A 19,589-nucleotide genomic window follows, 5' to 3' on the forward strand; every position below is an offset into this window, starting at 1 on the left:
AATCGCCTGAGTGCCGCGAAAGGTCAGCCTTCATAGCCAAGGCCACCGGCCTTGGTCTTGAGGAATGCCTCGCCGCAGGCCTTGGCCAGCTCGCGCACGCGCAGAATATAGCTCTGACGTTCGGTGACGGAAATCACGCCACGGGCGTCAAGCAGGTTGAAGACGTGAGATGCCTTGATGCACTGGTCATAGGCCGGGAAGACGCAATAATGCATGCCGGCTTCGCTGCCAGCCTTCTCGCCCTGCTCCAGCAGTGCCTTGCACTCGCCTTCGGCATCCTTGAAATGCTGAAAGAGCATTTCGGTGTTGGCATATTCGAAGTTATGGCGGGAATATTCCTGCTCGGTCTGCAGGAAGACGTCGCCATAGGTGATGCGCTCGTCGCCATCACGGCCGTTGAAATTGAGGTCGTAGACATTGTCGACGCCCTGAACATACATCGCAATGCGTTCCAGACCGTAGGTCAGCTCGCCGGCAACCGGCGCACACTCGATACCTGCCACCTGCTGGAAATAGGTAAACTGACTGACTTCCATGCCATCACACCAGCATTCCCAGCCAAGGCCCCATGCGCCAAGGGTCGGGCTTTCCCAGTCGTCCTCGACAAAGCGGATGTCATGGACAGAGCTGTCGATGCCGATGGCCTTGAGAGACCCCAGATAGAGCTCCTGCAGATTTTCCGGGCTCGGTTTCAGAAGCACCTGGAACTGATAATAGTGCTGGAGACGGTTCGGGTTCTCGCCATAGCGGCCATCGGTCGGACGGCGCGAAGGCTGCACATAGGCAGCGCGCCATGGGCGCGGCCCGAGCGCACGCAGGGTGGTTGACGGATGGAACGTACCGGCACCGACTTCCATGTCATAGGGCTGAAGAACTGCGCAGCCGTAATCGGCCCAGTATTTCTGCAGCGCAAGGATCATGCCCTGAAAAGAGCGTGCAGGCTGCATGTGGGGGGCAAGAATGTCGGTCATCTTCCTAAGTGTCTCGTTCGAAGTGAAAAATTCAATACTCGATTGTCCCGAAGGCTCGAGCGGACCCTAATGCAATCGAACCCATAAGAAAAGCGGGTTTTTGCTCTGTGACTATCTTCTGCAGGTCCTATGCTGGCGCTCCCCTGCTTGGCATTCTCTGTAAGATAAAGACAAATTCCGCTGGACCTCTTTGAATATATCTCCTACGATCTCAAATAGGCATCTGTTGATTAGCTCCTGATGCCAATATGAACGGAATATGAATGAGCCACTCAGACTGCATTCATATCGGCTGCTGTATAAGCCCGCGCATCGGCCTCAGGAGATGCGACTTGGTCCTGCGCCACAAGAAAACGAATTCCCTAAATCCATAATCAAATCGGTTCGGTTGTCTTTTTGATGGCTGAACCCGCGATCTGCCTTTGACATCACGCTGTCGGGCTCTCCGCCTTCCTTGTCCCCACTCGAAGGCTGAAAGCGTATGGTTTCGTGATGAAATTGCTCTTGCGTCCCCCAACGCGCAATTTGTTCAAAGGCAGATCGCATCTCTTTTTCTTCCCATATCTTCCCTGTGGCGTTGCCTCTGTTCCCGACGAGCCTTTGGCAACATCGGCAACACGGTTGCAAAGCGTCCCTTTGCCACTTGTATTGTTCATTGGCTGCGCGTTCAGAGCAAACCTGCCTTGAAGCATGCCTTTCCTGAACTTTTCCACTAGCATCCTGGCGACGAGTTCTTTAGATGCTGGCCATCGATCCGTCGAGCCAAAGGGATGGCCCATCAAGATGAAAATGACCAACACCATAAAAAGCAGCGACAAGCACAGTCTTCTGGAAGATGTCCAGGGCCTCGCCTTCGGGGTGTTCGCCTGCTCTCTGGGCATGGTATTCCTGACCCAACTGGGCTTTCTGACCGGCCAGACGGCGGGGCTTGCCCTACTGATCACCTATCTGACAGGATATGATTTCGGCACGGTGTTTTTTCTGGTCAACATTCCCTTCTACTGGTTCACCTATCACCGCATGGGGATGCGTTTTACCATCAAGTCCGTCATCTGCGTTGTTGGCATGTCGGGGATGATGAAATTTGTCAGCCCGGCCATCGGCTTTGAGCATCTGGACCCGCTGGTTGGCATGCTGGCCTTCGGGGCCATGGTCGGCGCGGGGTTGCTGGCCATCATCCGCCATGAGGGCAGCCTCGGCGGTGCAGGCGCGATGGCGGTGACCATTCAGGAGTTTACCGGTTTCCGCGCAGGCTATGTGCAGCAGTTGCTGGATTTCGTGATCTTTGCGACCGCCTTGTTCTTTTTCCCGTGGCAGACCGTGGCCTGGTCGGTTTTCGGCTCCATCGTGCTCAACTCCATCATCGCCATCAACCACCGCCGCGACCGCTATATCGGCAGATGAACGCCGAAATGAGCATCGGGCCAACAGCAGCGGCACATTGCTCCGGGGTGGCCGCTTGACAGGATGGAGGGAAAAGCTGATAGATCAGGTTCCGGTTTCAATCACCCCGCATCCAGCTCGACAGGACTGACGCCATGGCCCATGCCCCTTCTGATCGCCCCCTCGCCTTCATCCCCCTGAAAATCGCGATCCTGACTGTCTCCGATACCCGGACGATGGCTGACGACAAGTCCGGCCAGACGCTGGTCGACCGCCTTGAAGCAGCGGGGCACATTCTGGCAGACCGGGCCATCGTCAAAGACGAGGTTGAGGCCATTCAGGCGCAGGCCAAGGCATGGATTGCCAACGAGAGCATTGATGTGATCATTTCGACCGGCGGCACTGGCTTTACCGGTCGCGATGTGACACCGGAAGCGATGATGCCGCTGTTCGACAAGCATATGGACGGCTTTTCCTGGCTGTTTCACAAGATATCATTCGAAACTATCGGCACGTCGACCATCCAGTCACGAGCAACTGCCGGGCTTGCCGGCACGACCTTCATTTTCAGCATCCCCGGTTCAACGGGAGCCTGCAAGGACGCATGGGACGGCATTTTCGCCCCTCAGCTCGACTATCGCCACCGCCCCTGCAATTTCGTCGAGATCATGCCGCGGCTTGATGAGCATCTAAAAAGAGAAAAAGCCCGCACCTGAGAATGGCCTGTGCTGGCGACCCCTCCTAGAACCGGGTACGGGGCATTGCCGCAATCTGCAACAGAGCGTGTGGCCTGAACCATCGTTGCCGTGATGGCAGTTACTGCGTCAGGGGCTTGAAAGGCTATCGCCGGTGACTGCTCAGGCCACCTCACGCAACGAGGCGCCCAGACGGCGGATGGCATCGAAATCGCTAAGCGTCGTGTTCATCCGCGGGAAGGCTTCCATGCTGGCTGCCGTCATGGCGACATAGAAGCTGTCCAGCTGCTCGTCCTGATCCAGGGCGCGCAATTTCTGCAGGGCGTCGATGATATTCTGACAATCAGAGTAGCATGGTGTGCCAGACTGGGTGCACCACGCCAGTTTCACATATGCGCCGAAACGCGGCCCCGAAAGGTTGCCTTCCTCAAGCTGCCTTTTGGCATAAGCCGCCATGTCCTCGACCAATGAATCCAACACAAACAAGTCTGTCGGCATCTGATTGTTCCTTCGTCCCCACTGGACTCCAGACTAGGCAGAGATGCTTAATAAAGGATTGAGGGACGAGGAGCGATTGTATTTTTGTTAAGCATAGACCAAAAGTGATATTCGGCCCGCATCGCCTTGCCCGTTGATCACACAGGCTTTTCGGCGATCTCAACGATCGAGGGAAAAATCGGCATAATCCGGCAGCTCAACGCGCACGGGAATGCCTTTCACCGTCAGGGGCACCATTTCCTTAAGGGCCTCGCCGACACGATCAAGGCGCACCACGGCCAGAGCCCGCTTGTCAAGCACGGCTCCCACGGTTCCGACGGGCTTGCCGTCAGCCTCAATTGTGGCTCCACCGGTCGGGATCGGCATATCGGCCTCAACGCGCACCAGCCGCCTGCGGGCCGTGCCGCGATGATGCATGCGGGAGACCACTTCCTGGCCGACATAGCATCCCTTGTCGAAAAACAGCCCGCCCAGAAAATCCATATTGATGTCATAGGGGAAGGCATCTTCCAGCGTGAAATCCAGCCCGGCCTGAGGCACGATGGCGGCGATGTGGCGTGCCAGATAGTCGCTCTTCTGCCCATCTGTTGCCTGCCAGCCCTCGCCCTTGCCATAGAGGCGCCAGCCCAGCAGGTCCGACCGGATATCCCGCACGGCAAGCGCATCCGGATCGGCATCGGCCCTGAAGGCGACCCCGACCCTCTCGTCGCTCTCTTTGATCGTGACATCGGAGCGCATGCGGTAGAGCGTCATCTTCTTGATGAAGGCCGCAACGATAGCCTGGTCGAGGTCGAACAGCACGGCGTCGCCATCCCGGCAGATCAGGAAATCCATGGCGATCTTGCCCTGCGGCGTCAGCAGGGCACCATGGCGCACCTCGTCCGCCTTGAGTTCATCCATGTCAATGGTGACAAGCCGTTGCAGCAGGCTCTCCGTGTCAGCGCCGGACAGGCGCACGACAGCGCGGTTGGCAAGATGGAGGATTGCATCTTCGGACATGGAGGGGGACACGACATCGGACATGGGCTCATTCCTTTTTCGGCGGAAGCGGCGGGCAGCAGAGGTCTTCTCTTCTGACAAGATATAGGCGCAGAGCGTCATCAATCCAACCCTGCCGCGCTGCAAGTCCAAACCGGATCTGGCCGGACGGCAGGGTCCGAATGCTTGGCTTGCCTACCAGGCAAGCCGGGTCATGAAGCCGACTGTTTCCACGTCCTCATGGGTCAGGCGCAGATTGACACGCTCATCGTCCGGAGCGTCGTGCGGACCAAAATCAAGCGCATGAATGCCTGCAGTGATGAACAGCGCGTCGATTTTCTGGTAATGCGCACCGCGCATGTCGGTCGGCAGCGCATCGCCGACGATGAGGATGTCGTCCTTGGCCAGCGGAGCGCCATTGTTGAGCGCGGCAAAGCGGGCAAGTGAGGCTTCATAGATGGGAGCTTCCGGCTTGCCTGCCATGAAGATCTCGCCACCATAGGCTTCATAGCGATCGGCCAGAGCGCCGGCACAATAGACCAACTGGCCACCCTGATCGGCAATCCGGTCCGGGTTGGCACAGACAAAGGGCAATTGACGCCGGGCAAGGCGGCGCAGCAGGTCATCATAGTCATCCGGCGTTTCGGTCAGATTGTCCAGAAGGCTGGTGCAGCAGACCATCTCGGCGCTGGCCTCATCGACCAGGTCCAAGTCCAGCCCTTCAAAGAGCGTCAGGTTGCGCTCATGGCCCAGATGATAGACCCGCTTCTTGCCGGAATTGCGCAAGACATCCCGCGTTACGTCACCGGATGTGACCACAGCGTCATAGGCGCTGTGCGGCACGCCCAGCATGTCGAGCTGTTCGCAGATCTTGGCAGAGGGACGCGGCGCGTTGGTGATCAGGATGACCAGCCCGTTCTGCTTGCGAAAATTGCTCAGAGCATCGACCGTGCAGTCATTGACGGTCTCGCCATCGTGCAGGACCCCCCAGATATCCGAAAGCAGTCCCTTGTAGTTTGACGCGATGGTGGAAAGGCCGGCAAGGCGGGAAGACATGACAATCCCTTCAGATCGAGAGCAATTTTGAGGTTCCTCCCCTTGTCTCTTGTTAAAAATACAAGGTCAAGAGGCAGCCCCCCTCATCGGGCTCAAACATGTGTGCAAAGGCTGACAAAGGGTCGCGGCCACACGACTGACGCAGATCATCCGGTGGCGCCCCGGCGAGACCTCGATATGCCAGACCTCGATATGCCAGATCTCGATATGCTAGATCTCGATATGCTAGATCTCAATGTACTGGCCGCGATCAGTCCCGGTCTGGAGGCCAAAGTCATCGGATGCAGGCAGACGGTCGGCAAGGGATTGCGCCCTTGGCTGCGGCGCGGCCATGCGCTGTTGACGCGGCGCGGCTACCGGTTCTGACGCATCGCCGGAGCCAAGCAGACCTGCGGCCTCGGCAAGGGCCGTGCGGAATTGATCGCGGGTTTCGCTATTGTTGCCATCTTCGGCCGCCATTGCGCGCAGGGCTTCAGCTATGCGCGGATTCTGCCCCAGAGTGCGGGACGACTCGTTTGGTCCTGGCCTGAGGCCAGACGCTGACTGGGCGGGAATCGCCGGAGCGGAGGACGGTGCTTGTGGTCGCTGCGCGGACCGGACGGCAGGTGCTGCTCTCTGCGCTTGCGTCGGAGCCATGCCCTGCTGTGGCTGAGGCCGCTGAGCCGTGCGCGCCTGAGCGGCGGGAGCTGGTCTTTGCTGGAGCTGGGGGGGCATGTCTCGGCGCGGTGGTTGCCCGGCGGCGGCCTGTTGCTGCTGGGCGATGGTGCCGGACTGCTCGCCCCCGCGCAAGGCCGTATCCGTCGAAGGGGCCTTGAGGGCCTTGGCCGGGGCAAAATGATTACCCTGCGCCAGATGGATATTGAAATCGATGAGGTTGACCAGATCCCGCTCACTCTCAACATGGGTGACGATGAGTTCAATACCCTTGCGCGAGAGAAGACGCGAGAAATCGGCGGGATGAATATCCAGCCCGCGCCCGGCTTCCCGATGGGTCAGGATCGGTGCAGCGATCTTGGCGAATTTCACGCCCTTGTGGGCAAAATCATCAAACCCGGCCGCCAGATTGGTCACCCGGTCGACCGAGAAGCGGAAACCCATGGAGGTGAGCAGCTTGAGAGTTTCGTCTTCCAACAGGCCGAAGGACCGCATGTCGGCCTGAGAGAACTCAAGGATCACATGGGACGACAAATCGCGGTTCTGGTCGAACAGATCGCGCATCAGATTGAAGAAGTCGACGTCAGCGAGGCTGTCGAGCGACAGGTTGCAGAACAGGTCAACCGCATGGCCGCGGTCTGTCAATCGGCGCAACAGGCGGAAAGCCTCGTTGATCGCCAGACGGTCCAGCATCGGCAGGAAATTGTTCTTGCGGCAGACTGGCAAGAAAATATCGGGGGTGATGATGCGATCATCATCGGTCTTGAGGCGCGTCAGAGCCTCATAGAACTGCGGCTTGCGCATGGGCAGGGAGACAATCGGCTGCATGAACAGCTCGATGTGGCCAAGGGCCAGAGCACGCCGAACATCTGTTTCATCCTGCGGATTGATCGGCTTCTCCGGGCGTGGTGCCAGAGCCGGACGTGGCACAGCGGCGGGCTCGGCAGCCATCGGAGCTGGACCTTCTGGCGTGGCTGGTTTGACCGTCGCAGCGGTTTCAAATGGCGTCGGCTCCATTAGTCTCTCCCCGAAAGGGGCGTCCGGTCCGGTGAACTCAACGCTTTCCCGAGCAACAGGCGCCGCAGGCCGGTCACCTCTGGAAGCCAAAGACCGCGCACTAGCACGCAAGTGTTCTTCAAGCTGCTTGACTGAACTGGTTGCCGCGATCAGCTGGGCGTTGACCTCGGCCACCCGGCGGTCACCCTTCTGGACGCGGTCATCCAGCTCGGCGCAGCTCTCGGCCAATTGCTTGACCGGCGTACCGATAACATCGAGCTCGGCCAGAAAGGGTTCCATTTCCTTTTCGAGACGCTCGGCGACCGAGGCATTGAGCTGACGCGCCATATCGCGCACCTCCTGCACTTCCTTGGTCAGGGAGAGCTTGAGCCGCGTCATGTCATCCATCTGCTCATCAAGCATCAAGCGGTCACGCACGCGGCTGATCTGATAGTGTACCAACAGCAGGGTCAGCAAGACACCAAAGGAAAAGGGAGATGCTTCCGTGATCGACAGGCCGAACTTGAAATGCAACATGGCGCCGACAGACGCGGAGATGGCTACCATACAAATGGCGATAAAAACGGCCCCTAGCCTTTGCATGTTTTCATCTCCGTTGCAGGCGTCTTGTCGCGCCCGTTTTCTTACTGTTACTTCATCAGCATCAAGACACGCAGATCACGCTGTGCTTGTCGCCATACTCTTGCCGGTCTCTCTCAGGGCAGATTTCAACGAATGGAAGCATCCGGGCTTGCGGGCCGATCCGAGAGCTTTTCAGCGCAAATACGCCGAATCATGCATTTAACCTTTTGTTAGGGTAATATGCCCGAGCGGGAGTGGGAAGTGTTTCACGCGAGGGTGTGGGCTATTTTGCGCCTCGCAAGTTCCTCAAACATTGCCAACGCCCCGTAGCTGGCCCGCAGCTATCTCCAAAAGGGTGCTTTTCCCATTCTCGGGGCACAACTTTGCAGCCGCCAGACCGATGACGGAATGGGCTTTGAGGAAGACGCAAAACACCAACCTTGACCGCTTGCGGGATGCATCATCCCGAAGAGATTGGCGATCCTGAAGAGATTGACGACGGCTGACAGGAATTCTGAAAAAATAGGCTGCCCCGCTCAAACCGCTTGGTAGCGACAGAAACGGGGCAGCTAGACGCGCGGTGAAGGGAAGCCACATTCACCACGCAGCAGGAACGATGCGGCGTGTTCCTGCCAAGTGCGATCAAGCTCAGCTTACTCGCTGAAAGCCTAAACTGTCAGGCTCGCTACGCGATTCCATGACAATTCCAATTGATCCTGATCAAAACTGATGTATACCGAACCGATTTTGTCCGGTTATATCTAATTTCTTTTGATCCGATAGCGATTTCTTGTCCGCTATACGTCTCTGGTCCAGATCAATTGCCCTGTCTGAGGCTTGAATGTCTCACGACTGAATCGATGTAATCCAAGTTGTCATCAAAAACTGCGTCAAAATAATGACAACTGATCCTCATTTCTCTTTGGCCCCACAAAATGTTTCAAGGATAAGCGAGTCCTCTTGGTGCTATAGCCAAGATTTCTACAGGCGAGGTCCATTCTTTTATGCAGAAGTTCAGCAAAAGGACCCGTTCCACGCATCCGCTGACCGGTTCGACTGTCGTAATCCTTGCCGCCCCGCATGGATCGCAAGACATTCATCACATGTCTGTAGCGATCCGGGTAGTTATGCAGCAACCAGTCCTGAAACAGCGGGCTGACTTCATGGGGCAGACGCAGAAGTATTGTTCCGGCTTCACGGGCTCCGGCTTCATAGGCCGCCTTGAGGATGGCTTCCAGTTCGCTATCGTTGAGCGCCGGGATGATCGGAGCAACCATGACTGCAGTGGGAATGCCAGCCTCGGCCAGCCGGGCAATTGTCTCAAGGCGTCGTTGCGGACTGGCAGCACGAGGTTCCATCGCCCGCGAAAGCTTGTTGTCTAGTGTGGTGACCGACAAGGCGACCTTGACTAGGCCGCGCTCATTGAGCTTTTTGAGCTTGTCGAGATCTCTCAGGATCAACCCGGACTTGGTGACGATCCCCACCGGATGGCCGGTCTCTTCCAGAACATCCAGAATGTCGGGCATAAGCCGATAGGTCCGCTCCACCGGCTGGTAGGGGTCGGTGTTGGTGCCGATGGCGATGGGACGCGGACGATAGCCGGGGGCGGACAATTCGCGCCGAAGCTGGTTGGCCGCATCCGGTTTGACAAACAGCTTGCTTTCAAAATCGAGCCCTGCCGACAGCCCCATATAGGCATGCGTCGGACGGGCGAAACAATAGACACAGCCATGCTCGCAGCCTCGGTAAGGATTGATGGAGCGGTCAAAAGGGATATCGGGCGAGTCATTGCGCGTGATGATCGTGCGCGACTTCTCCTCCTGCACTTCCGTGCGCAGAGGCGGCAGCGCCTCGTCATCGACGTAATCGGACCAGCCGTCATTAATGGGCTCTGTCTGATAGGGCTCGAACCGGCCGGCCTGATTGCTACGGGTTCCCCGGCCACGGATGCGTTTGCCCTCGTGCAGATCGGGATCGACCTGAAAGCCGACAAACGGATCGGCATCTTCCTTAGCGGCTTGTTGAGCAGTTGCCCTGGCGGCTGCCATTGTCATCACTCCATCGCTTGTCGAAGTCAGGCAGTTGCGCTTTGCCTTCGATTCTGTTAGCGCTTTGTTCTATTGGAATGATGCGATATTAAAAAGAACATATCAAGAACAAATTTGATTTGTCCGCTATCGGACGAGGCCCAGAAGATGGAGGGAGCATCTCCCCCCAACACAGAGGAAGCGGCGCGAAGTTCGGAGAACTTCGGCGACTGTCGATCGCTTCAGATGCTATTCGTTGAAGGTGAAGGTCCCGATCTTGCAAACATCGACATCTTCCTTGGTGAGTTGATCGCCATCTTCGAACACAGCCAGGAAGTCGAACATGCAGTTTCCGGTCCCGTCATCAAAGTTGACGTCGATGGCATCACCATGATTGAGGCGCTGACCACCCAGAATATTTTCTTCCCAGTCCTCGGTTCCGCTGTTGGATCCATAGAATTCAACAATCGCATAGCCGGTCTCATTCTTGATCGTGACCTTGCGGTCTGCGGCCTGTGCGGAAACGCTTGAAGCAACGGCCAGACCAAGAAGGGATGCTGCAAGGATATAGTTTTTCATGAAAAAGGTCTCCAATCCCTTCGCAAAGCGCATGCAAAAGCGACCTTGCCCGGGTCGTTTGAAATATCAGACAGGTCTCCGCGCAAGAACAGACATGTACATTAAAAGTGTTTTAAACTCTGAGGTTTAACGGAGGTTGCATTGATTAGATTCCACAAAACCGGGCATTCGGCAACCTGTTTTGCCAGCTTCTCCTCTATAGACCCCTTGAGCAGACATGCAGCATTGTGCCCTTTTCTGCAAACAAAGCCTCGAAGATGCCTTCAATGAGCCATTTTGTTGCATTCATAAAAGGACTTGTTCACGTGTTGTTATTAAGGTGGGCGCGAACTATGTTTGATTCGACGCCCGGTTTGAGCCAGATGCCAAAAGGGCATAGTCAATTGCCATATGGGAGTTCGCACCATGAGCGAAGAAAATGAGAAAAAGTCGGAAGACTCGATGGGCAAGGATGCGGCCGAGGCCCTGTTCAAATCCCGGTCCGTCTTCATTTACGGTGAAGTCACGCAGGAAATGGCCCAGAAGGTCAGCGCCCAGTTGATTGCCCTTGCCGCAACAGGAGACGAGGACATCAAGGTCTTCATCAACTCCCCCGGCGGCCATGTCGAATCCGGCGACTGCATGCATGACATCATCAAGTTCATCAAGCCGAAGGTCTGGATCATCGGTACCGGCTGGGTCGCATCCGCTGGTGCACTGATCTATATCTCGGTGCCAGTCGAGCGTCGTCTCTGCCTGCCGAACACCCGCTTCCTGCTGCATCAACCGTCCGGTGGCGCGCGGGGCATGGCATCGGACATCGAAATTCAGGCCCGCGAAATCATCAAGATGAACGAGCGCCTCAACAAGCTGTTCTCCGAGGCAACCGGTCAGCCGATCGAAAAGATCGCAGCCGATACCGACCGCGATTACTGGCTGTCTGCTGAAGAGGCCAAGGATTATGGCCTTGTATCCAGAATCATCACCTCGCACACCGAAATCGGCTAAGTCGGGGGACCTGCCTTGCGCCCAATCCAGTGCGCGAGGCGATGAGTTCCGAATGCTTTCACAAATGCCTTCTGGCAGGCTTCAGGCCTGCCAGAAATGTTTTGCGGCTTCCCTTTCCGCCTGCTGCCGGGTCAACCCGAAGTCTTCGAGCACCGTGTCGGTAAAGCCGATCGAGTTGAGATCCCGCGCCATCTGCCGACGCTGCCTGTAGCGCCCCAGCCAGAGCACAAGTCTTTCCTGCATTGTTGCTGGTTTACCGGACCGTCCTGCTGCCTTTTCGATGAGCGCCAGCACTTCCCTGTCGCCGAAGCGGTTGAACTCGCCTTCAAACGTTGCCTTCATGGCCTTCTCCTTGATTGTTATTGTTATCCATTGCCCGTGCTATGCCGACAGGATTTGTCCTGATGCAATTATTGCGCTTTTTGCACTGTAATAAAATTGAAAAATAGAAACCTTATATGTGAGAAAAAGTGACATGCCCGCCTCTATCGGAGCCCCTTTCCATGGTGCACCTGCCCCCGCTTGCCTCATTGCTGGCCTTTGACGCTCTCTATCACAGCGGATCGGTGACCGGCGCGGCCCATCAGCTCGGACGGACCCACAGCGCAGTAAGCAAGCAATTGCACCAGTTGCAGGATCTCGCTGGCGTCGCATTGTTCGAAAAGCATGGATCGGGCGTCCGGTTGACACCAGAGGGGCAGAAATTTGCCATTGTGGTTTCTGCGAGCCTTGCCGACATCCGCAGGGGCTACGCCGAGGTGACGCGCAGCCGGAAGCAACAGACGGTTTCCATCAAGGTCAGTTCAACCTTTGCCCGCGTCTGGGCGATACCGATTGTGGCCCGGTTCAACCGGCATCATCCCGATATCGAGATCCAGATCACCCTGACCGTGCCGCAAAATTCCCATGCCATCGATGGCTCTGTCGATCTGGTGCTCAGTTGGGACCGACTGGTAAGCCCGATGGAGGCCCATCCGAATGCCACCACCTTGGGAGATGTGCATATCGGGCCCGTCCTGTCTCCGACCTATGGCTACAGCATCGAGGGCGGTGCCTTCCGCTTTCGCACCCGGATCAACCGGCGCGGATCGGAAACAGGGTGGGAGCGCTGGTCCGAACTGACTGGCCTCAGGATCGTGAGCGAAACCCAGCAGACCTTCGAGCTGGCAGGGCTTGCCTATGAAGCTGCCGAGCGAGGCATGGGCGTGGCGCTTGCGCCGAAGTTTCTGGTCGAGAAGGAGCTGAAGTCGGGGACCCTTGTTGCCCCTGCCGGTTTCTACTGCTTCCGGGAAGGACTGGTGGTGCGGCCCTCCTCGGAGCGCCCTCAGCCCAGCCCCGCAGCCCGGATCTTCCTGGACTGGCTGTCGAGCCATGGACGATTGGGTGACGACGGTTATCTGGCCGCTGACGTGCTGGACCCGGTGTGGGGTTAGTGCCACGATCTCACAGAAAGGCATCACACAGGCACCGTGCAAGGGAAACAGGCGATGACATTCACTATTCTGGAACAATTCAGTTGCGGCAAGTCCGTCAGCGGATACACCGAGGACCGCGTTGTACTGTCCGACCATCATTTCGGCATATTGGATGGTTCGCGCGGGCCAGCGGTTTCCGGCCCGGATGTCATCACGGCCCTGCTCGACGCAGCCAAAGCCCTCATCGAGGCAATGCCATCGGACATCACGCTGCCCGCTTTGACAGAGGCATTGACCGGGCTGGCCGTTGATCACAAGAAAGCGGCAGGACTGAAAGACTTTCGGACAACCGGCGGCTTTGTCTTCTGTCTTTTCTCGCAATATCACCAAGAAATCTGGCGGATTGGCGACTGCAAATTTCGCAATGCGGGACAGGAAAACGCCGTGTTCTGGCAGACGGAGGAGATCTGCGCCAAGGCACGCGCGCTCAAGATCAATGCGCTATTGCAAGATGGCCATGAGGCCGATGCCATCATGGCCCGCCCTGACTATGACCATCTGATCGATGATCTGCTGCTGGACGAGGCGCGCTTCCTGAACCGGCAGGACAACGCCTTCAGCTTTGGCGCGATCAACGGGCAAGGCGTGCCGGACGTGTATAGGGAGAGCTTTCCGGCCCGATCCGGCAGGCTGGTCATCACGTCGGACGGCTACCCCAGTGTTCTTGACACACTCGATGAGTGCGAGCAGGAACTGTCCCGCCTGCTGATGATCGATCCGCTCTGCATTGCTGAAAACCTGCAATGCAAGGGGCTCGGCCCGGCGCGCCATTCCTTCGATGACCGGTCGCTGATTGCCGCCGACCTGACGCTCTGAGCCTTATCCCCTATCTGCTCCTGCCCCTCGCAGCGCATCACAGCGTGGGGTGGAAGCCCAGATAGATGGAGAAAATCGCCAGACTGACCACCGTAGAGACCGCCAGTGCGTTGATCACATAGGCCTTCTCGTGTTCGGTTGCCTTCTGCATGAACAGCGGAATGATGAAGGGTGGCGGCAGGATCATCAAGGTGAAGAAGGCCATCTGGAAGGGCGCCCCGAGCCCGAGCAGACCATCGAGCACAAGGCTGTTGAGCAGCAGGGCCAGCGGCACCAGAATGCCATAGCGCAAGGCGACCAGTTTCAGCACATCGCCAAGGCCTTCACGATGAATGCGAATGCCATAGCCCACCACCAGCAGGATGAGTGGAATGGCCATGCCCGCCAGCAGTTTCATGGTGCCATAGAGGCTGGCCAGCACCGGCGTGGTCTTGATGGTCTCTGACAGGCCGAGCCCGTTGCAGACAAGACCCGCTACCAGCCCGATCACCACCGGCGAGGTGACAAACATCTTGAGGATGGCTGCAGGATCGCTCCGCCCATCGCGGCGGATCATCAGCATGGGAGCAAAAATGAACCAGATGAACAGCTCGTGCGCCAGATCGACCACCGCGATATAGCCCACGGCCTGCAGACCATAGGCACCACCGAACAGGCTCACCCCAAGCATGCCATATTCAAAGCCGGTCATCAGGAACGGGAAGTATGGGTGTCCGGGCGCGAGCTTCGGCCCGACCAGACGCCCAAGACCATAGAGCCCGCCGCAAATGGCTGCCGTTACCACAAACATCCCCAGATAGGATGCCTTCATCTCCATGTCGAGAAAGACCGTGAACAGCACGCTGGGCAAGACCAGATTGACCACCAGCCGGGTCAGCCCCTCCATGATCTCGGCGGACAGGACCTTGAGCAGGCGCAACGACATGCCAGCCAGAATGAGAAACAGAATTGGCAGGATCTGATCGAGCACAGACATGACAACGCCCCTCCCCCGGGCGATCTCTTCCCGCCATGCGTGCGGGACATTGTCAATGCTAGTGTCCAGAATGGTCTCTTGGCAAGGGGGACGCAGTCGCCTTCCCCTGCGCTGTTCGGCTAACGCCTCTCGCGGAAATCGCCGGTTTCGGGGTCTTCTTCAAGATCGATGATATCGGCCTCGCGCTCGGCCCTTGCACGGTCTTCCCTGATGGCTTCAGCCTGTCGCTGCTGCACCTCGGCCTCACGGCGCCGGTTGAGTTCGGTGCCCTGGGCGCGGATCTTGACCAGCAGTTTCGATATGATCCAGAGCGCGGCCAATGCGGCCAGCATTACCATCAGTTTCGCAATCAACGGCGCTCTCCCTCTCTCGGCGGCCAATCCGGATGAACAGGACCGCGATAGCAAACCGCGGCGCCCCTGTCCAGCAGATGTCCTTCAGATGACAAGGTTGGTCAACAGGGGTTGGCTAACAGGGCGAGCCAACAGGTCATGTCTGAATTTGCTTCGAAATCCGGTCTTCAGCCAGCAAGGTGCAAGGGCCCGACGGCCTTGCCTCCAGTCATGAGAAGAGAGGATCAGAGCCCGATGCGTGACCAGAGGGCCCGTTCTTCAAGGCTCGCCAGAACCCGCTCGGCGGATAGACCTTCGGCGATGCGATCAACCGGGTCGCCTGCACTGCCGCTGTGGCTTGATCCCATCGAGAGGGAGCTGGAGTGGAAGAGGCTGAAGAAGCCGGACGGTGGCGCAATCAGCTTTGTCTTCATGTCTTCGCCATAGCGACGCTTGAGATAGCTGTTCATATCGCCCAGTTCGTCAACCAGACCGTAGTCGAGCGCCTTGTTGCCGGTCCAGAACGCACCGGTAAAGAGCTTGTCCTCCGGTTCGGTAAGCTTGTCGCCGCGGCGTCTGCGCACCAGATCCTTGAAGCTTTCGAACAGATCCTGCAGCAGCTCATCCAGATGGGCCACATGCTCGGGGTTTTCCGGCTTGAACGGATCAAGCATCGCCTTCTGGGTGCCTGCGGTGTAGATCCGGCGCTCGACGCCGAGCTTGGCTATGGCGTCCACGAAACCGAAGCCGCCGGACACAACGCCGATGGAGCCCACGATCGAGCTGGGATCGGCGATGATCACGTCACCGGCGACGGCGATCATGTAGCCGCCAGAGGCTGCCGCATCCTCACAGAAGACCAGCACGTCTTTGCCCTTTTCGGCGGCGAGCTGGCGGATGCGCTCATGGATGAGGCGACTTTGCACGGGCGAACCGCCGGGGCTGTTGATCGAAATGGCGACGGCTGGCGCGTCCTTCATGTCGAAGGCCTTCTGCAACGGCCCGGCAATGGAGGCCATGTTGAGGCTTGACCGCATGTGGCCGCCATTGCTGACCATGATCGGCCCGACCATGCGCACCACCGGAATGACCACGGGCTCTTTCAACCATTTTTCAGGCAGAATGCTCGAAGGAATGACTTTCCTGAGATATTTCATGATTTTCATGGCAGACATCCTCTGGTTCACGGTGATCGACGCGGATCGTTCGCCTTGTTTTGTCTTGTTTTATCTGGGGCCGACACTGCTGTATTTCCAGTGCGACGCATTCAAAAATTGTGTTGTCAACGCTCTAGCGCAGGAGCCGTTGAGGTTTGGTTGCATTTTTCTGCAATCTTGCACATTTCGGCCTTTTGGTCTCGCTTTTCCCCTTTTCTTTGCATCGGCGAGAGTCATAAGATGCGCGCGCCGATTGGCACCTACACGCAGACCAAGTTGGAATTTGGATATCATGAGCACAGAGCTGACCAATGCCGAGATCAACCACCTGATCACCTTCCGGCAGGCACTGCACCGCCGACCCGACCTGTCGGGGCAGGAGATGGCGACCGCGCAAAGGGTTGTCGCAGAGCTGGAACAGCTATCGCCGGACCGGATTGTGACCGGGCTCGGCCCATGGGCCGAGCCCGATGGCACCGCCCTTGGCGGCACCGGTATTGCGGCTCTGTTCGAGTCCGGCAAGGATGGTCCGACGCTGCTGTTTCGCTGCGAACTCGATGGCCTGCCCATCGAGGAACGGTCCGACGTACCCTATTGCTCGGAGCTTGAGACCAAGGCCCATCTATGCGGCCATGACGGTCACATGGCCATTCTTCTGGCGCTGGCCATGCGCCTTGGCAAGCAACGCCCGGCCTCTGGCCGCGTGATACTGGTGTTCCAGCCTGCCGAGGAAACCGGCAAGGGCGCCAGAGCGCTGCTGCAGGATCCGGAATTTGCCACCCGTCTCCCCAAGCCGGACATGGCCTTTGCCCTTCACAATCTTCCCGGCCTCGGGCTTGGCAGCGTGGCGCTTAAATCCGGCGCCATGTGCTGTGCCTCTCGCGGCATCCGCATTCAGCTGGAAGGCAAGACCTCACATGCCTCAATGCCACAGGACGGGATCTCTCCGGTCGAAGCTATGATGACCATTGCCGCAGGCCTCAACGGCCTGTCGAATGGCCTTGATGCGGGGCAGGAACTCGATACCAGCTACAAGCTTGTAACCATCACCCACATGAGCGTCGGCGAACCCTGCTTCGGCGTGGCCCCCGGCGCAGGTGAAATCTGGGCGACGCTGCGCACGGTCACCGACGACGTGATGGGGGGGCTGGTCAAGGCAGCCGAAACGCTGGCCAGCAATGCCGCCAAGACTGCCGGTCTTTCCCTGCACATCGAAGAAGACGACGTCTTTGACGCCTGCACAAATGCACAAGAGACCACCGCGATGGTGGCAAAGGCTCTTGCGGCGGAAGGCATCCGCACCGAGGAACAGACCGAGCCGATGCGCTGGTCGGAGGATTTCGGCCAGTTCGGCCATCACTGTCCCTCTACCCTGTTCGTGCTCGGCTCGGGCATCGATCAGCCGCAATTGCACAACCCGGATTTCGACTTCCCCGATGCCCTGACGCCTGTCGGGGCCCGCATCTTCGAGCGCATCATCCGTGATCGGCTGGGCTGATGGTGATCAGGCCCGCACAACCCGAGGACGCCAGCGCTCTGGCCGCCCTCAGCCTTGAAGTGTGGCTGCACACCTATTGCCGCCCCGGCATCCCGCCGGTCTTTGCCAGTTATGCGCTGGAGACATTCACAAAGGCCAATCTGGAAGCACAGACTGCCGATCCCGATCGCCATTTTCTGGTCGACGCCGTGCCCTACGCCGGGCAGGACGGGCTGCGGGGCTACCTCAGCTGGTGCTGCCCGACCGACCTGCCACAGCCTAACTGTCCAAAGAGCGAGATCGATACGCTCTATATACGGGAACGGCACAAGGGACAGGGCGTCGGGTCGGCGCTGCTCAAGGCCTGTTATCAGTCCATGGCAGGCGCGGGACACACGGCGGCATTCCTCCGGGTCAACGCGGAAAACCGCGAAGCCATCACCTTTTATGAGCGCAAGGGCTTCGAGACAATCGGCGAAACATGGTTCGGGATAGAAGGTGAGCGCTATCTCAATTTCGTCATGCGAAAAGGGTTTGTCTGAAACTTCAGAAAAGTGGCTCGCCTGTGGCCGGGTCAGTCCGCAGTTCGGTGCTGCGCCGCGATGTCATTTCGCTCAGGCATGACAGATGGGCCAGACCTGCCATTGATCCGCCGCGAAATGTGTCGGCCACCCGCGCACATTCGGCTTCGCGATAGGGAATCCATGCCCGCTGGGTGTCGCGTAGCAACAGCTTGCCCGGCTCATCAAGCATCGAACGCAGTTGCTGATAAACATCATTCAGCTCGTCATCAGCTTTCTGATAATCGATTGCCGCGCATTCGCTCATATCGACGGTGGTCACCGGGTTTTGACAGTCCAGCGCATAGGCAGATGCTGTCATGGTCAGACTGGATGCGAGTGCGAGAATAAACCGGGTTCGTCCATGGCCAGTCATTGTATGCCCCTTTGCTGCTGTGCCTGAAAAGAGACCGTCTCTGTTCGCCGCCATCATACAGCACGGATAGCTAAATCCATAGCGCCGAAAGGCCCGGGCGGGAATTCGACTCTTACCCCAGATCAATAGCCGCTCCGTGGCGGTGGACCGCTTCGACGCGGGCGCCGGGGGTGTCTGTGCCTGCATCATGCAGGGCAATGGCTGGCAACAGCCGGAACGGGCCGCGGGACTGTTTCTTGCCCTGAACCACCACACGGTGGGCCGCCTCGCCTTCTCTTGGCGAGAAGGGTTGCACGGTAATGCCGCCAAAGCGGCCTTCCATCAGCGTGAGCAGAGCGGGCAATTCATCCGCCCGCTGGACAACGGTGAAGGTGCCACCGCTTTTGAGAATGGAAACGGCGGTGCGGAACCACGGCTCCATCCCCTCGTCGGTCAGCATGTGGGCCGTGGCGCGGGCCTCATTGGGCGAGGTCTGAAAGCGTTCCGGCCGGTAATAGGGCGGATTGGCAATGACGTGATGGGCGAGATTTTCCGTCAAGCCAGCCAGTTTGCGCGGCTCGCCCCGCAAAGCCACATCACAACAGATGACCGATGCGGCGGCCAGATATTTTGCCGAGCGGGCGATGTTGGTGGCGGCAATGGCAGCAACGTCCGGGTCAATCTCGACAGCAAGCAGCCGCAGCCCGCCGACGCGCGCGGCAACGCAAAGCCCGGCAGCCCCGACCCCGGAGCCCAGATCGACCACCAGTTCGCCCGGTCTGGCAGGGGTGCAGGCTGCCAGCAGCACGGCATCGGTTCCCGAGCGGTGATGGCCCTTTCTGGGCTGCAGCAGGGAGATCCGTCCGCCAAGAAAATCATCCTCGCTCATCACCACGTCCGAAGGCAGAGCATCGGCGGAAACAGTGGCTACATCCTCCAGCAAGGCAGGCAGCAGGCTTGGAACGGTCATTGAAGGCATCGCGGGTCTTTCCTGAAAGTCTTCCGGCATCTTTTTGGGAAGTACACTCCCCGCCC

At 58.2% G+C, this 19,589-nt stretch carries 20 protein-coding genes; 7 read left to right on the top strand and 13 right to left on the bottom strand.

Going from position 1 to position 19,589, the window contains the following annotated elements; genetic code table 11:
- Positions 1-23: 23 nt before the first annotated feature.
- Entirely contained in the window at positions 24-971 is a 948-nt protein-coding gene (locus DSL70_RS04360; protein WP_119306704.1) for a glycine--tRNA ligase subunit alpha, read from the bottom strand.
- A gap of 783 nt (positions 972-1,754) precedes the next feature.
- Here DSL70_RS04360 and DSL70_RS04370 point away from each other — a divergent pair.
- Together DSL70_RS04370 and moaB are read left to right on the top strand one after the other, a co-directional pair.
- Positions 1,755-2,375 carry a YitT family protein gene (locus tag DSL70_RS04370; protein WP_205563154.1) on the top strand — a complete coding sequence of 207 codons (621 nt, stop codon included), beginning with the start codon at positions 1,755-1,757 and terminating at the stop codon, positions 2,373-2,375.
- Positions 2,376-2,509: 134 nt separating this feature from the next.
- Complete coding sequence (gene moaB / locus DSL70_RS04375) at positions 2,510-3,070, top strand: molybdenum cofactor biosynthesis protein B (RefSeq protein ID WP_119306707.1); 561 nt, start codon at positions 2,510-2,512, stop codon at positions 3,068-3,070.
- 141 nt (positions 3,071-3,211) lie between these two features.
- Here moaB and DSL70_RS04380 read toward each other — a convergent pair whose 3' ends face one another.
- The 6 genes from DSL70_RS04380 to DSL70_RS04405 all read right to left on the bottom strand — a co-directional run bounded on the left by DSL70_RS04380 (position 3,212) and on the right by DSL70_RS04405 (position 10,419).
- Positions 3,212-3,547 (bottom strand): hypothetical protein, encoded by a 336-nt coding sequence (locus tag DSL70_RS04380; protein WP_162916347.1) that lies wholly within the window; start codon positions 3,545-3,547, stop codon positions 3,212-3,214.
- Between the two features lie 159 nt (positions 3,548-3,706).
- Positions 3,707-4,570: a CAF17-like 4Fe-4S cluster assembly/insertion protein YgfZ gene (ygfZ, locus tag DSL70_RS04385; protein ID WP_162916348.1), complete on the bottom strand. Its 864-nt coding sequence runs from the start codon at positions 4,568-4,570 to the stop codon at positions 3,707-3,709.
- A 150-nt stretch (positions 4,571-4,720) separates the two neighbouring features.
- On the bottom strand, positions 4,721-5,581 hold the full coding sequence (locus DSL70_RS04390) for a TIGR01459 family HAD-type hydrolase (RefSeq protein WP_119306710.1): 861 nt from the start codon (positions 5,579-5,581) through the stop codon (positions 4,721-4,723).
- A 225-nt stretch (positions 5,582-5,806) separates the two neighbouring features.
- Complete coding sequence (locus DSL70_RS04395) at positions 5,807-7,834, bottom strand: EAL domain-containing protein (RefSeq protein WP_119306711.1); 2,028 nt, start codon at positions 7,832-7,834, stop codon at positions 5,807-5,809.
- An 869-nt stretch (positions 7,835-8,703) separates the two neighbouring features.
- Positions 8,704-9,867, bottom strand: coding sequence for a PA0069 family radical SAM protein (locus DSL70_RS04400; RefSeq protein WP_119306712.1), 1,164 nt, complete (start codon positions 9,865-9,867; stop codon positions 8,704-8,706).
- A gap of 222 nt (positions 9,868-10,089) precedes the next feature.
- Positions 10,090-10,419: a hypothetical protein gene (locus tag DSL70_RS04405; RefSeq protein ID WP_119307257.1), complete on the bottom strand. Its 330-nt coding sequence runs from the start codon at positions 10,417-10,419 to the stop codon at positions 10,090-10,092.
- Positions 10,420-10,824: 405 nt separating this feature from the next.
- Here DSL70_RS04405 and DSL70_RS04410 point away from each other — a divergent pair, with 405 nt between their 5' ends.
- Entirely contained in the window at positions 10,825-11,406 is a 582-nt protein-coding gene (locus DSL70_RS04410) for an ATP-dependent Clp protease proteolytic subunit (RefSeq protein ID WP_119307258.1), read from the top strand.
- Positions 11,407-11,487: 81 nt separating this feature from the next.
- On the opposite strand, the gene DSL70_RS04415 is transcribed toward DSL70_RS04410, so the two are convergent.
- Positions 11,488-11,748, bottom strand: a complete 261-nt coding sequence (locus DSL70_RS04415) for a DUF1127 domain-containing protein (protein WP_119306713.1) — start codon at positions 11,746-11,748, stop codon at positions 11,488-11,490.
- 161 nt (positions 11,749-11,909) lie between these two features.
- Here DSL70_RS04415 and DSL70_RS04420 point away from each other — a divergent pair, with 161 nt between their 5' ends.
- On the top strand, positions 11,910-12,839 hold the full coding sequence (locus DSL70_RS04420; RefSeq protein WP_119306714.1) for a LysR family transcriptional regulator: 930 nt from the start codon (positions 11,910-11,912) through the stop codon (positions 12,837-12,839).
- A 54-nt stretch (positions 12,840-12,893) separates the two neighbouring features.
- Complete coding sequence (locus tag DSL70_RS04425) at positions 12,894-13,697, top strand: hypothetical protein (protein ID WP_119306715.1); 804 nt, start codon at positions 12,894-12,896, stop codon at positions 13,695-13,697.
- Positions 13,698-13,734: 37 nt separating this feature from the next.
- On the opposite strand, the gene DSL70_RS04430 is transcribed toward DSL70_RS04425, so the two are convergent.
- The 3 genes from DSL70_RS04430 to DSL70_RS04440 all read right to left on the bottom strand — a co-directional run bounded on the left by DSL70_RS04430 (position 13,735) and on the right by DSL70_RS04440 (position 16,171).
- Positions 13,735-14,673, bottom strand: coding sequence for an AEC family transporter (locus DSL70_RS04430; RefSeq protein ID WP_119306716.1), 939 nt, complete (start codon positions 14,671-14,673; stop codon positions 13,735-13,737).
- Positions 14,674-14,792: 119 nt separating this feature from the next.
- Positions 14,793-15,026 (bottom strand): hypothetical protein, encoded by a 234-nt coding sequence (locus DSL70_RS04435; protein WP_119306717.1) that lies wholly within the window; start codon positions 15,024-15,026, stop codon positions 14,793-14,795.
- Between the two features lie 224 nt (positions 15,027-15,250).
- The gene (locus tag DSL70_RS04440) at positions 15,251-16,171 is read right to left on the bottom strand and encodes a S49 family peptidase (protein WP_119307259.1); all 921 of its coding nucleotides are present in this window, start codon (positions 16,169-16,171) and stop codon (positions 15,251-15,253) included.
- A 283-nt stretch (positions 16,172-16,454) separates the two neighbouring features.
- Between DSL70_RS04440 and DSL70_RS04445 the strand changes: the two genes are divergently transcribed.
- Both DSL70_RS04445 and DSL70_RS04450 read left to right on the top strand, forming a co-directional pair.
- The gene (locus DSL70_RS04445) at positions 16,455-17,660 is read left to right on the top strand and encodes an amidohydrolase (protein WP_119306718.1); all 1,206 of its coding nucleotides are present in this window, start codon (positions 16,455-16,457) and stop codon (positions 17,658-17,660) included.
- On the top strand, positions 17,660-18,181 hold the full coding sequence (locus DSL70_RS04450) for a GNAT family N-acetyltransferase (protein ID WP_119306719.1): 522 nt from the start codon (positions 17,660-17,662) through the stop codon (positions 18,179-18,181). The genes DSL70_RS04445 and DSL70_RS04450 overlap by 1 nt, the downstream gene beginning before the upstream one ends.
- A gap of 4 nt (positions 18,182-18,185) precedes the next feature.
- On the opposite strand, the gene DSL70_RS04455 is transcribed toward DSL70_RS04450, so the two are convergent.
- Positions 18,186-18,575 (bottom strand): lysozyme inhibitor LprI family protein, encoded by a 390-nt coding sequence (locus DSL70_RS04455; protein WP_162916349.1) that lies wholly within the window; start codon positions 18,573-18,575, stop codon positions 18,186-18,188.
- A 112-nt stretch (positions 18,576-18,687) separates the two neighbouring features.
- A complete protein-coding gene (locus tag DSL70_RS04460) occupies positions 18,688-19,533 on the bottom strand; it encodes a tRNA1(Val) (adenine(37)-N6)-methyltransferase (protein WP_162916350.1) in 846 nt (281 codons plus the stop codon).
- Between the last annotated feature and the right edge of the window lie 56 nt (positions 19,534-19,589).

Source organism: Cohaesibacter haloalkalitolerans (assembly GCF_003574655.1).
In the GTDB taxonomy this organism is placed as follows: domain Bacteria; phylum Pseudomonadota; class Alphaproteobacteria; order Rhizobiales; family Cohaesibacteraceae; genus Cohaesibacter; species Cohaesibacter haloalkalitolerans.

Bases quoted from the DNA above. Each gene is read 5' to 3' on its own strand.
- DSL70_RS04460 (WP_162916350.1), bottom strand. From the start codon at position 19,533: ATGCCTTCAATGACCGTTCCAAGCCTGCTGCCTGCCTTGCTGGAGGAT.
- DSL70_RS04420 (WP_119306714.1), top strand. From the start codon at position 11,910: ATGGTGCACCTGCCCCCGCTTGCCTCATTGCTGGCCTTTGACGCTCTC.
- moaB (WP_119306707.1), top strand. From the start codon at position 2,510: ATGGCCCATGCCCCTTCTGATCGCCCCCTCGCCTTCATCCCCCTGAAA.
- DSL70_RS04455 (WP_162916349.1), bottom strand. From the start codon at position 18,575: ATGACTGGCCATGGACGAACCCGGTTTATTCTCGCACTCGCATCCAGT.
- DSL70_RS04410 (WP_119307258.1), top strand. From the start codon at position 10,825: ATGAGCGAAGAAAATGAGAAAAAGTCGGAAGACTCGATGGGCAAGGAT.
- DSL70_RS04450 (WP_119306719.1), top strand. From the start codon at position 17,660: ATGGTGATCAGGCCCGCACAACCCGAGGACGCCAGCGCTCTGGCCGCC.
- DSL70_RS04395 (WP_119306711.1), bottom strand. From the start codon at position 7,834: ATGCAAAGGCTAGGGGCCGTTTTTATCGCCATTTGTATGGTAGCCATC.
- DSL70_RS04415 (WP_119306713.1), bottom strand. From the start codon at position 11,748: ATGAAGGCAACGTTTGAAGGCGAGTTCAACCGCTTCGGCGACAGGGAA.
- DSL70_RS04405 (WP_119307257.1), bottom strand. From the start codon at position 10,419: ATGAAAAACTATATCCTTGCAGCATCCCTTCTTGGTCTGGCCGTTGCT.
- DSL70_RS04440 (WP_119307259.1), bottom strand. From the start codon at position 16,171: ATGAAAATCATGAAATATCTCAGGAAAGTCATTCCTTCGAGCATTCTG.
- DSL70_RS04380 (WP_162916347.1), bottom strand. From the start codon at position 3,547: ATGCCGACAGACTTGTTTGTGTTGGATTCATTGGTCGAGGACATGGCG.
- DSL70_RS04430 (WP_119306716.1), bottom strand. From the start codon at position 14,673: ATGTCTGTGCTCGATCAGATCCTGCCAATTCTGTTTCTCATTCTGGCT.
- DSL70_RS04390 (WP_119306710.1), bottom strand. From the start codon at position 5,581: ATGTCTTCCCGCCTTGCCGGCCTTTCCACCATCGCGTCAAACTACAAG.
- DSL70_RS04445 (WP_119306718.1), top strand. From the start codon at position 16,455: ATGAGCACAGAGCTGACCAATGCCGAGATCAACCACCTGATCACCTTC.
- DSL70_RS04425 (WP_119306715.1), top strand. From the start codon at position 12,894: ATGACATTCACTATTCTGGAACAATTCAGTTGCGGCAAGTCCGTCAGC.
- ygfZ (WP_162916348.1), bottom strand. From the start codon at position 4,570: ATGTCCGATGTCGTGTCCCCCTCCATGTCCGAAGATGCAATCCTCCAT.
- DSL70_RS04370 (WP_205563154.1), top strand. From the start codon at position 1,755: ATGAAAATGACCAACACCATAAAAAGCAGCGACAAGCACAGTCTTCTG.
- DSL70_RS04400 (WP_119306712.1), bottom strand. From the start codon at position 9,867: ATGACAATGGCAGCCGCCAGGGCAACTGCTCAACAAGCCGCTAAGGAA.
- DSL70_RS04360 (WP_119306704.1), bottom strand. From the start codon at position 971: ATGACCGACATTCTTGCCCCCCACATGCAGCCTGCACGCTCTTTTCAG.